This window comes from Rhodococcus ruitaii (genome assembly GCF_055230935.1).
Genome location: NZ_JBUYWC010000003.1, coordinates 1 through 11,442, shown reverse-complemented (window position 1 = coordinate 11,442; position 11,442 = coordinate 1). Strand labels below are relative to the sequence as shown.

The following is an 11,442-nucleotide window of genomic DNA, read 5'->3' as shown; positions in this document are numbered from 1 at the left end:
TTCACAACCCTCAGTGTGGTTGTCCGGCGGGGCTCCCATACCAGGTCAGTCCGGTGTCGGCGCGTCGTCGCGGATCAGGCGCGCTTCCCGCAGGTCGATCCACACCTGCTGTGGAACAGCGGTCGTGAAAAGGTCGTCGTTGCGCTTCTGCTGCTCGACGTTGCGGGCACCGATGCAGATGCTCATCACCGCGGGATGCGCATACGCGAACTGCAGTGCCACCGCCGCGAGGGGCACGTCGTGGTTCCGGCAGATGTCTTCGAGCTTTCCCGCCCTGTCCTTCACCGACTCCGGAGCGAGCGCATAGTTGAATCGCGCCGCCGGTGTCGGGCCGGTAGCGAGGATTCCACTGTTGTACACGCCCCCCAGGACGATGCCGATTCCGCGCTCCTCGCACAGTGGAAGCAACTCGTCGAGAGGGTCCTGCTCGAGCAGCGTGTAGCGGCCTGCGAGCAAGTACAGGTCAGCGTCCGTGCTCCGGACCGCGTCGACGACGACGTCGGTCTCGTTGACGCCGAATCCGATTGCCTTGACAACCCCCTGGTCGCGCAGTGACTCGAGGGCCGGATATGCCCCCTCGATTGCCTGCTTGAACAGGTCGGACTGCTCTGCACCGTGAGTGTACCGATCCACATCGTGGATGAAGAGGATATCGAAACGGTCACACATCATGCGCTGCATGCTCCGTTCGACCGAGCGCATCACGCCGTCGTAGCTGTAGTCGAACTGCGACACGAATGGTGGGATGTCGACGTACTGGCCATCGCTGTCAGGAGCATTGAAGCGTGGTGTGACAACACGGCCCACCTTGGTCGATAGAACGTAGTCCGACCGGTCGTAGTCGCGCAGTGCGTTTCCGAGTCGGTACTCGCTCAGTCCGTTGCCGTAGCCGGGGGCGGTGTCGAAGTAGCGGACTCCTAGATCCCATGAGTTGGCGACTGTGGAGCGCGCCTCTGCATCCGTGAACGGGCCGTTGAAGTTGCCGATCGGAGCTCCACCGAATCCAGTTGGCGTAAACTCGATCCCAGACCGACTGTGCCTGCGTTTCATCCTCACTGAGATTCCCTCCCCGTATCGTGATCACAACTGAAATCTCACACGCCGGGTCAGGATTGAGATCGCACGTAAACAGTCCTGCGGATCTCTTGAGCGCGGCGCTGATAGTCAAAGACTAGATACCCAGGGGGACCATCAAACATGCACATAGTGCGCAGTTATCCGAATGGAATCTTCCCGACTTGCAATGCTGACTTCTTGGCGCCTTGCGGGCAGTTGCAGACTTCCGGGACCTACCCGATTCCGGATCGCGGCCCGAAAGCCATCCCGGCGGTCCACCCCCAGAGGTACTTCCACGGGCGGGGATCACCCAGTGGTCGGGAACGGATCCCCGGCCAGCGCGGTGAGCTCTTGCCGATGTTGTGGACCGCGACGTGGAAGAACCACTCACCTCGGGCCCGGTCGAGACCACATCCGGTGAACCGTCGGAAACCGAGGTTGTGTTTGGCGTGACCGAACGGGGTCTCCGCAATGTGGGATCTCTTCCAATACAAGGTCATTGCCTCCTCGGTACGCAACCGGTGCTCCATCGCCGCGACCGGGCCCGCGTCCGGTGGCGGTGATCCCTCGACCGGATCGGTCGCCGCGGCCCGTTCCAGGTCCCGTCGTTTACCGACGGCGATGAGCCGGTCCGGTCCCTCAGCGGTCAGATTCGCCTCCGAGCAGTACTGAGGTCCCCCCCCCCCGAAAGTGGACATCGATTTGGCGGGACACCGGTCCCGCTGGAAGACATGTCACCATGCCCCCTCGTAAACGCCAGTCGTTCACCGCCGAGTGCAAAGTCGAGGCTGCCCATCGCGTGATCGATTCCGGTCACACCATCGCCGAAGTCGCCCGGGAACTGGATCCGAACGAGAGCCTGCCTCGCCCTGGACGCACCCTGACTCCGGTGTCTGAAACCCGCCCGACAGTGTCCTCTTCAGAGCGCGCGCACCTGCGGTTGCTCCTGGACCGACCGCGGTCGAGACGACGCCGTAATCTGCGGGGGTGGGTAGCCCCGCGCCCGCTGGCGTCGTCCATCGGATACGGAATTCTTCTGGCAGGTGGTACGCCGAAACATCGAGTCGAGACGCTCACCCGCAGGCGGCCACGCGCCGCTTGCGTTCCGGCATCGGCTCCGTCGCCGGCTCGGGGCTGTTGTCATGCGATCCTGGGGACATGTTCGTGCCCGAGGAGCGCTACCTGAACGTCTGGACGTTTCTGATCGCCGGACCGGATGCACCGCACGACGCTCCGGCGAATATGGTCGGTGCATGTCACGCCGTGGGGCGAGATCTGCAGTGCCGCTGGCACGGTCCCGACACCTATATGCAGAACTGCCTGTGGACGGTGTCAGTGCTTGATTCCGGTCACTGTCACCTGTTGCTCGCCGCTGGCCCCCGACCCCGGCACAAAACTGTGGGAACCACGACGCTCGAGAGCCTCGGGTTCGGGGGTCCGCACATCGAGCAGTCGGTGCAGGAGTTGACCGTGTTCATCGCCGGCGAGGTGCAAGATCAGTTGGCCGGGGGAATGCCTTTCGTGCAGTGGCCCATCAACGAGCAGCGACTGTTGATGCCGACGCTCCAAGACGGCAATCCTGTGTGGGTGGCGCGTAGCGCTGATCGCGTGATCGCCGACATCGGCGCGTTGTGCTCGAGGTGAGCGCATCCCACGGGCCCCACTCGAGCAGCAGCGATCGGTCGCGGCGACCCCGCAAGGATTATGCAAATCGCTGAGACTGGGCACCGAAAACCGGATCGATGCACCGACCGCGGCGACACGGTCGAATAGCGTCGCTCGAGGCACACACCCGGCCCAGATTCGGATCGTGGTCGGACGCGCAGTAGGCCGAATTCCGGTGTGCGGCGTCCTGTCCGGACGTTTCGTATGGTGTACAGCGGCTACCGACGACAACTCCTGTTACTGGTCCTGGTCGCATTGCTCTTCACCTGTGTCGATGACTCTGTGCGCCGCACCGCGCTGTGTGTGCAGCTGCTGGACGACGTAGTCGAGCCGGTCCAGGTACGCCGCGATCTCGGGGTCTGTGCGCAGTTGGGCGAGGACGGCGGGATCGGCGTCGACGTGCAGTTCCGCGATGCGCTGGCACTCTTCTTCGGTCATACCCGGTTGGACGCACCGCGTCGGGGAATTGTATAGATCCCAATTATGTGGGTTAGTCTAACCTAAGTATCAGATCGGCCGCTTTCGACAGGAGTACCTCGTGCGCCCACCACGCCGTACCACACGCACAGCATCCGTCCTTCTGACACTCGCACTGCTGACCGCATTCGCTTCCGCGTGCGCCGGCAGCCAGACAGCAACGGACGAAGAAACTCGAATCATCACCGACCGGTTCGGGACCGTCGAGGTCCCCGCCGATCCACAGCGCGTCGTCGCACTCGGCTGGCAGGAAGCAGACACCATGCTCGCTCTCGGCGTGCAACCCGTCGGCACCGCATCCTTTCCGCTGTCCCCCGATGGGCAGGTGCCGTGGCAGTCCGATCTGATCGAAGGTGAACCGACGCGGGTCAACACCACCCGAGCCGGCTTCGATGCGATCGATCTCAACCTCGAGTCCATCGCAGCGCTGCAGCCCGACCTCATCGTTGCGACGACGTTCGCAGACCTCGAGACCTACCACGACCAATTGAGCGAGATCGCACCGGTGGTCGGTCCGGAAAGCGCCACGTACCTGACGGTCCCGTGGCAGGACCAGGCCCGCCAGGTCGGTCGCGCACTCGGCCGTGAGGACGCCACCGAAACTCTCATCGACGAGGTCCAGACCCATATCGACGACACCGTCGCGCGCAACCCCGAACTCGGCGGGGTGACATACACGCTCGGCATCGCCACGCCTGTCGGCTACAAGGCCGTCAACGATCCCGACGATTTCAGCAGCGTCATACTCGGCGAATTCGGAATGACCCTCACCGACACCATCAGCAACCTACCCGACACGGGCGACGGCTCCGGGTCGGCGACGATCTCTCCCGAGAATGCGCACCAACTCGATGCCGACATCCTGCTGTTGAGTTTCTTCGCAGTGGGCGGGTCACAGCAGGCGTTGTCGGATCCGGTCTTCACGTCGATTCCGGCCGTCGCCGACGGCCGGTACGTCGACGTCGACGCCGCATCCCTCACAGCGCTGCGCAATGCCTCACCACTGTCGATCGACTACACGATCAGCGAATTGATCGAGGGACAGATCGCACCGAACGTTGCCTCGCACAATTGAGCATGTGACGCTCCTGGGGGCAGATGCGCCCAGGAGTGTTCACGAGTTCGTGTCAGATCCCGATGTCGAGGTCGTCGGTGGCAAAGACGCCGCGCCCTGCCTCCATCGACGACCGAGCAGCTTCGAGCCGAGCAACATCGATTCGCGTGTTGGATATTCCGCGCTTCCAGTAGCCGAAGACCTGGATGCTCTCGGCACCCAGCACGAGGTCGTCCCGACAGCGGCGGCGGACCTCTCGCACATCCTCGCGCTCCCCCGCCGCCCACACCGAAGCACCGGCCGGTACCTCCATTCCGGCGAATGCGGTTGCGAGGGGCCGATCGACTCCCGGTACAGCACGCTGCACTGTGACGGAATCCCTCCGATCCCCGAGATCCCCCTCGACGAGATCGATCTCGTCGAGGGGCGCGGCAGCGACGAGCACCGTCGGAGCCTCGATCGGCAGGCGAGTGAGGATACGGACCGCCGCGGGCAGTGCCGAGGAGTCGGCCAGCAGGATGCGCGGCGATCCCGGCCCCGGAACACGGTGTGGGCGAGGACCGGCGACCGGTACGACATCTCCACGGCACACCCGACCGAGCCACTTCATCGCCGGCGACGATTCATGGTGACGGACGATGTCGAGCGCGACCGTCCTGCTCTCGATATCCACATCGGCGACGGTATAGACACGGGCGGTGGTGTCGGGTGCTCCGTCGATCCCCGCGAACTCCGCCGACCGCTCCGGAAGCGACAGCCGAACGGCAGTGTTGGGCCCAGCCCAGTCCTGCAGTGAGTGCGTTCCGGAGATCGTGCCGCTCACTCGGATCAGTCCGGCCGCGCGATCGGCAACGGAGACGACGGTGAACGTCGTCTCCTCGAGCCCGGCCTGGTGCTCGGGTGTGCGCAGCACTTCCATCAGGTCGGCGACCCGGTCGGCAGTCAACGGTGCTTCGTCCGGCATATCAACCTCGATTTTCGTCGTATGGACCCATCCCGATAACGTTAGTGAGTCTAACCTAACAACTACTCCATGGGAGAATGCTCGCATGTCCTCACCTGGGCGACCTCGGCTCGTCACTCGCGAACGCCTCGTCGACTCCGGGGCGCGTATCACACTGCCCAAGTTGAGCATCCGAGCGATCGCCAGCGATCTGGGAGTGAGCGAGATGTCCGTGTATCGCCATGTCGGCGACCTCGACGGACTGCACCGCATCGTTGCCGATGGCATCGTTGCGCGCGCCCCACTACCGGTGCCGACCGCCGACGATCCGGAGGACGCGCTTATTGACCTCGCGTTGGCTCTGCGCGATTTCGTCGTCGAGAACCCGGGGATCGGCAGATTCCTCACCGAACTCACACCGCGCTCCGAAGGCGCGCTGGGCGCGATCGACCGCAATCAGAGGCAGTTCGCAGACCGCTACGGCTGGGATCCGGCCAATGCAAGCATCGCACTGTCCGTCGTTGCCGAACACGCAGTCGCACTCGCCGAGATCAACCCGGTCGCACACCGCGACGATCGAGATACCGTGCGCTCCTCGAGGGCTGATGGGTTCCACACGATCAACTCCGGCGCACAGAAACTCGGCCACCTCACACCTCGTGAAACCTTCGCGTGGTCGATGCGCGCAACCGCGCGCGGAGTGATTGCGATGCTCGGTGTCGAATCCTGACGCACGATACCCCCGGCGCGGTGGAGTTGGGGTACCGGTAGTACTCACCGAAGATGCAACGAGGTTGGCGGAGTTCAGCGGACTGTGAACCCGTTACGGATCGGACCAGCCACCCGCTCGGACGTGGACCCCGCAATGCGAGGTCCATGTCCGTGACTGCTATGTCCGCAGGGGGGAGGCCGAAGCCCGCACGCCCCACAGCTCGTGGCGCCGAGTGTACGTTTGCGTGACCTCTCGGTCACTCGACTCAGTCGAAGCGGTCGAACCAGCCCTCATCGACTTTCGGAGCCATCCGCACTCCGAGAACACTGGCGGGCAGGCGAACCTGAGGCGTCTCAAAACTCAACGATCTGGGTTGTTGTGGGATGCCCACAAGTCGCCGACCACACCCCGGGTCAGTTGACCCGAGGCGTAACGACGCCCACACAACGCTAGCGCATGCGCTAGCATGAGATAGGTGGCGAAGGCCGACAAGATCCGAGCCGCACTCGAGCGGAACCCACGCTCGGTGTCCTACGACGAGCTGCACTCACTGTGCGTGCGGATCTTCGGACAGCCGCGGCAACAGGGAACCTGCCATGCAGTGTTCCGAATGCCGTGGCCGGAAGACCCCCGAGTGAACATCCAGCGAGGCAAGAACGGCGAGGCCGAGCCGTACCAGGTCAAGCAGGTACTCGCAGCGATCAAGAAGATGGAGGAGCAGTCATGAGCGGTCCCGACGTCCGGCGTTATTCCTACCGCGTTCAGTGGTAGCCGGAGGACGAAGAGTACGTGGCGACGGTGCTCGAGTTCCCGTCACTGTCCTGGCTCGACCAGGACCAGACCAAGGCGCTAGAGGGGTTGGTCGAGAGGTGGTGGCCGGCGTCGTCAACGACCTGGCCAGCGCGTAGCTGGGACGCAACCCGGCGTCGGCCTGCTCCGGTGTCGTAGCCCGCACACCTGCGTCCGCATATCCCGCACCGCATCCGGGCTCGTGCTGCCGGGCGTACCGCGACGATTACCGCACCGGTGTCATCGTCGAAATCGACGCCGGTGACCACTGTTTTTCGACACCGAGCACCTGACGCCATACCCTGTGTGCGCACGCTGTTTCCGGCGACCGCTCACCGGTCCGGGTCAAAGGCAAAGTCTGCATGAGCCCCATCTTTGCCCTGCTCGGGTCAGGAACCATCAAGGTGGACCGCGGCCTACAGTGCTCGAGCGAAGCTCAGCGTCTCCCCCGCGACCCCCTGTATCCACAACTCGTTGCATGCGACGGCGAGTTCGGTCAGCCCGTCCTCGATGGTCGCGAACACATTCCCCGGCACCCAGCCGACGTCACCGTTGATCAGCAGGTTGTTGCGGCCGTAGAACAGGGCCAGGTCGGTAGCGCCCTGTTCGTGGTGGGCCTCCGATCCCGGTTCGTACCCGTACGCCGGGTTTCCGATCTCCCACGGTTCGAAATCGAAGAGGCACACATCACCGGGAATTGGTGTCACCGTGGGGTTTTCACGATGAGGCGCCGTCGTGATCCGCGAGACCAACGTGTAGAGCTCGTTGCGAGCGTATTTCGCGTGGAACGCGGCGCCGCTCTGCGGTAGGGCGTTCCATACCGCTTCGCAGGTGAGGGGAGCTTCGGCATCGAGAAGTCGTGCACGGCAGTAGATGCCACGCTTGTCGAGCGTGATCGTGATGTAGCGGCCCACAGAACCTCCTTCAGCGCAATCACACTTCGGCGAGGACCTCGGACCAGATTCCGAGTCCGTCCTCGACCTGCTCCGATGTGACGATCAGCGGCGGAATCATCCGCACAACGTTCATGTACGCGCCGCACATCAGGAGCAGAAGACCTTTACTCGACGCGAGCTTCTGTGCAGCCGCTGCGCGTTCGCGATCGGGTGCGCCGTCTGCGGTGACGAACTCGCTGCCCACCAGCAACCCGAGTCCTCGCACATCCCCCACGGAATCGGTCGCCCGGGAGCGCGCACCGGCGAGCAGTTCGGCCCCGCGCGCCGCAGCGTTCTCGACGAGGCCCTCCTTCTCGATGACGTCGAGAGTCGCGACCGCCGCCGCACACGACACGGCATTGGCACCGTAGGTTCCGCCCTGGGATCCGGGCCATGCCTTCGCCATGAGCTCTTCGGATGCCGCAATGCCGGACAGGGGGAAGCCGCTCGCGAGCCCCTTGGCAATGGTGATCACGTCGGGCCGGGTGTCGAAGTGCTGGTGTCCGAAGAACTTTCCGGTGCGCCCGAATCCGGTCTGGATCTCGTCGAAGACGAGAAGGATGCCGTGCTGGTCTGCACGCTCACGCAGGCCCTGGAAGAATCGGGTGTTGCCCGGGACGTAACCACCTTCGCCGAGAACGGGTTCGACGATGAACGCCGCGGTTTCGGCCGGTGAGGTGACCGTCGCGAAGAGGTAGTCGAGTTCTTTCAGCGCGAAATCGGTGGCCTGTTCTTCGGTCCATCCGTAGCGGTAGGCGTTGGGGAACGGCGCGATGTGCACGCCGCCCATCAGGGGGCTGAACCCCGCGGAGAATCGTGTGCCGGAGGTGGTCATCGACGCGGCGGCGACGGTACGGCCGTGGAATCCTCCGTGGAACACGATCACGTTGGGGCGTCCGGTGGCCTGGCGAGCGAGACGCAACGCGGCTTCGACCGCCTCACTCCCCGAGTTCGCGAAGAACAGCGAGTCGAGGCCCTCGGGCAGGACGGCGCCGAGTCTTTCGGTGAGTTCGAGCAGGGGTTTGTGCATGACGGTCGTGTACTGGCCGTGAATCAGCGAGCCGATCTGACGCTGCGCCGCTTCGACGACATGCGGGTGGCAGTGGCCGGTACTGGTGACACCGATTCCCGCCGTGAAGTCGAGATACCTGCGTCCGTCGGTGCCGTAGATGTAACTGCCGGCGGCGTGGTCGACGGTGACGGGCGTGGCTTGCTGAAGCAGTGGAGACAGTCGAGTCATGACAACCCTCCCGGGTTCGGCGACCGAGTTCGAATCCCAATCCTATTGTTGGATTGTTGACAATATGCATAACATGGGCGGAGGTCGAAGGCAACGGACGAAAGGCATGCCATGCCCGATCAGGCGGTCACACATGACGACAAGCTCAGCCCGAACGAAGACGCAGCCATCCGCACGGTCCCGACGGGCCTTTTGATAGACGGGCGGTGGCAGGATGCCGACCGCACGATGCCCGTCGTCGATCCGTCCACTGAACGGGAGTTGTGTGCGATCGCCGACGCCGGCCCCGCCGACGGGATGCGCGCTCTCGACGCAGCGTCTGCGGCCCAGGATTCGTGGGCGCAGACGTCACCGCGTGAACGCTCGACGATCCTCACCGATGCATATCGGCTCATGATCGATAACGTCGACCGTCTCGCGCTCATCATGACGCTCGAGATGGGTAAGCCGCTCACCGAGGCACGCGGCGAGGTCAGCTACGCGGCCGAGTTCTTCCGCTGGTTCGCCGAGGAGGCCGTACGCATCGACGGCGGCTACATGCAGGCTCCCGCCGGCGGATCGAGATTCCTCGTCACCCGGCAACCAGTGGGTCCGGCCCTACTCATCACCCCGTGGAATTTCCCGATGGCGATGGGCACCCGCAAGATCGGCCCGGCAATCGCCGCCGGCTGCACGAGCGTGATCAAGCCTGCGTCGCAGACCCCGCTGTCGATGCTCGCCCTCGCCGACCTCCTGCGCGAGGCAGGACTTCCGCCAGGGGTCGTCAACGTCGTCACCACGTCGCAGTCCGACGACGTGATGGCCCCCCTGATCCTTGATCCGCGTTCTCGCAAACTGTCGTTCACGGGCTCGACCGGGGTCGGCAAGCACCTGCTCGAACTGTGTGCGCGGACCGTCATGCGCACGTCGATGGAACTCGGCGGCAACGCACCGTTCCTCGTGTTCGACGATGCGGATCTCGACGCCGCCGTCGACGGCGCGATGGCCGCGAAGATGCGCAACATCGGGCAGGCCTGCACCGCCGCGAACCGCATTCTCGTCCAGCGCGGTATCGCCGAGGAGTTCACGGAGCGCCTCACCGAGCGCATGTCTGCACTGCCGATGGGTCGCGGTGTCGAGGACGGGGTGGTCGTGGGCCCGCTCATCAACCGCGCCGCCGTCGACAAGGTCGGACAGCTCATCGACGACGCCGTGACCCGCGGCGCGACCGTCGCCCTCGGCGGCGCCCCCGTCGACCGACCCGGCTACTTCTATCCGGCATCGGTGCTCACCGACGTCACCGACGACGCGCAGATGTGCCACACCGAGATCTTCGGTCCGGTCGCGGCGATCAGCACCTTCGAGACCGAGGACGAAGCGATCCGCCGCGCCAACGACACTCCTTTCGGGTTGGTGTCCTACGTCTACACCGAGAACCTCCGACGGGGGTTGCGCGTATGCGAAGCGCTCGAAGCCGGGATGGTGGGGCTGAATCAGGGAGTGGTCTCCAACCCTGCTGCACCTTTCGGCGGAATCAAGGAGTCCGGACTCGGGCGCGAAGGCGGCTTCACCGGAATCGACGAGTTCCTCGAAACCAAGTACATCGGTGTAGCGCTGTAGTCATTCTGAGCCTTGACGCCCTCCCCGGCCTGAAAGCCGGGAATTCCGACCAGCACCCATACCGGCACTCTCGGTGGGTTCCTGTTTCACAGAGTCGTGCTCCCTCGCTACGCGGGGAGGCTTACCGTCTCTCGCAGGCGTTTCGCCTCTCCGCCCGTCCGGCGGCGAGGATATTCTTGGCAGCGTTGAGATCGCGGTCGTGGACCGCCCCGCACGGGCAGATCCATTCCCGGACCGACAGTGGTTTCTTCCCGTCGACCCTGCCGCAATCCGAGCAGGTCTGCGACGACGGGAACCACCGGTCCACCGTGATCACGGTCCGCCCGTACCGGGCGGCTTTGTACTCGACCAGGCCCACGAACTGCCCCCACCCGGCGTCGTGCACCGATTTCGCAAGGCGGGTGCGGGCCAAACCGTGCACACACAAGTCCTCGACGTAGATCGCTTGGTTCTCGCGGATCAACCTCGTGGACTGCTGGTGCGCGAAGTCGCGTCTGGCGTCGGCCACCTTCGCATGGGCTTTGGCGACCCGCAGGCGTGCCTTGGCCCGATTCTTGCTGCCCTTGTCCTTGCGGGACAGGGCTTGTTGCGCCTTCCTCAACCGCCGTTCGGCACGGCGGAAAAACTTCGGGGACTCGATGACCGTGCCGTCCGAGCACACCGCGAACGTCGCCAACCCGAGGTCGATACCGACGTCGGTGTCCAGCTCGGGCAGTGGTTCCGGGGTGGTCTCCACGACGAACGATGCGAAGTATCGTCCCGCCGCATCCTTGATGACCGTTACCGACGAGGGTTCCGACGGCAGGTCGCGGGACCACCGCACCGGGATGTCCCCGATCTTCGGCAGCCGCAACTTCCCACCCTCGGTGACCGTGAACCGGGCGTTGCGGGTGAACCGGATCGCCTGCCGATTGTCGCGGCGGGACCGGAACCGGGGTGCACCGAGTGTCGGGCCGTTCCGTTTCCCCGACA

General features: G+C 64.4%; 12 protein-coding genes and 1 pseudogene. 6 read left to right on the top strand and 7 right to left on the bottom strand.

Annotation, left to right across the window (positions count from 1 at the left end; translation table 11 throughout):
* Positions 1 to 45: 45 nt before the first annotated feature.
* Positions 46 to 1,050, bottom strand: a complete 1,005-nt coding sequence (locus ACZI8W_RS03270) for an aldo/keto reductase (RefSeq protein WP_463367056.1) — start codon at positions 1,048 to 1,050, stop codon at positions 46 to 48.
* Positions 1,051 to 1,403: 353 nt separating this feature from the next.
* Positions 1,404 to 1,724 (bottom strand): annotated as a pseudogene (locus ACZI8W_RS03265) (transposase); the annotation flags it as partial.
* Between the two features lie 71 nt (positions 1,725 to 1,795).
* Between ACZI8W_RS03265 and ACZI8W_RS03260 the strand changes: the two are divergent.
* Together ACZI8W_RS03260 and ACZI8W_RS03255 are read left to right on the top strand one after the other, a co-directional pair.
* Positions 1,796 to 2,242: a transposase gene (locus tag ACZI8W_RS03260; RefSeq protein ID WP_463367055.1), complete on the top strand. Its 447-nt coding sequence runs from the start codon at positions 1,796 to 1,798 to the stop codon at positions 2,240 to 2,242.
* A complete protein-coding gene (locus ACZI8W_RS03255) occupies positions 2,215 to 2,700 on the top strand; it encodes a hypothetical protein (RefSeq protein WP_463367054.1) in 486 nt (161 codons plus the stop codon). The genes ACZI8W_RS03260 and ACZI8W_RS03255 overlap by 28 nt, the downstream gene beginning before the upstream one ends.
* 258 nt (positions 2,701 to 2,958) lie before the next feature.
* On the opposite strand, the gene ACZI8W_RS03250 is transcribed toward ACZI8W_RS03255, so the two are convergent.
* Positions 2,959 to 3,159 (bottom strand): hypothetical protein, encoded by a 201-nt coding sequence (locus tag ACZI8W_RS03250; protein ID WP_463367053.1) that lies wholly within the window; start codon positions 3,157 to 3,159, stop codon positions 2,959 to 2,961.
* A gap of 100 nt (positions 3,160 to 3,259) precedes the next feature.
* Between ACZI8W_RS03250 and ACZI8W_RS03245 the strand changes: the two genes are divergently transcribed.
* Positions 3,260 to 4,273 (top strand): ABC transporter substrate-binding protein, encoded by a 1,014-nt coding sequence (locus ACZI8W_RS03245; RefSeq protein ID WP_463367052.1) that lies wholly within the window; start codon positions 3,260 to 3,262, stop codon positions 4,271 to 4,273.
* 52 nt (positions 4,274 to 4,325) lie between these two features.
* Here ACZI8W_RS03245 and ACZI8W_RS03240 read toward each other — a convergent pair whose 3' ends face one another.
* Positions 4,326 to 5,216, bottom strand: coding sequence for a siderophore-interacting protein (locus ACZI8W_RS03240; protein ID WP_463367051.1), 891 nt, complete (start codon positions 5,214 to 5,216; stop codon positions 4,326 to 4,328).
* Positions 5,217 to 5,301: 85 nt separating this feature from the next.
* Here ACZI8W_RS03240 and ACZI8W_RS03235 point away from each other — a divergent pair, with 85 nt between their 5' ends.
* Together ACZI8W_RS03235 and ACZI8W_RS03230 are read left to right on the top strand one after the other, a co-directional pair.
* Positions 5,302 to 5,925 (top strand): TetR/AcrR family transcriptional regulator, encoded by a 624-nt coding sequence (locus tag ACZI8W_RS03235; RefSeq protein WP_463367050.1) that lies wholly within the window; start codon positions 5,302 to 5,304, stop codon positions 5,923 to 5,925.
* A gap of 457 nt (positions 5,926 to 6,382) precedes the next feature.
* Complete coding sequence (locus ACZI8W_RS03230) at positions 6,383 to 6,634, top strand: toxin HicA (protein WP_463367049.1); 252 nt, start codon at positions 6,383 to 6,385, stop codon at positions 6,632 to 6,634.
* Between the two features lie 478 nt (positions 6,635 to 7,112).
* Here the strand turns inward: ACZI8W_RS03230 and ACZI8W_RS03225 are convergent, their stop codons facing one another.
* Positions 7,113 to 7,610: a DUF3830 family protein gene (locus tag ACZI8W_RS03225; RefSeq protein ID WP_463367048.1), complete on the bottom strand. Its 498-nt coding sequence runs from the start codon at positions 7,608 to 7,610 to the stop codon at positions 7,113 to 7,115.
* A gap of 19 nt (positions 7,611 to 7,629) precedes the next feature.
* Complete coding sequence (locus ACZI8W_RS03220) at positions 7,630 to 8,871, bottom strand: aspartate aminotransferase family protein (RefSeq protein WP_463367047.1); 1,242 nt, start codon at positions 8,869 to 8,871, stop codon at positions 7,630 to 7,632.
* Between the two features lie 192 nt (positions 8,872 to 9,063).
* Between ACZI8W_RS03220 and ACZI8W_RS03215 the strand changes: the two genes are divergently transcribed.
* A complete protein-coding gene (locus ACZI8W_RS03215; RefSeq protein WP_463367528.1) occupies positions 9,064 to 10,470 on the top strand; it encodes an NAD-dependent succinate-semialdehyde dehydrogenase in 1,407 nt (468 codons plus the stop codon).
* Positions 10,471 to 10,591: 121 nt separating this feature from the next.
* Here the strand turns inward: ACZI8W_RS03215 and ACZI8W_RS03210 are convergent.
* Positions 10,592 to 11,442, bottom strand: an 851-nt coding sequence (locus tag ACZI8W_RS03210; protein WP_463367046.1) for an RNA-guided endonuclease InsQ/TnpB family protein, incomplete at its 5' end; no start/stop codon positions are given.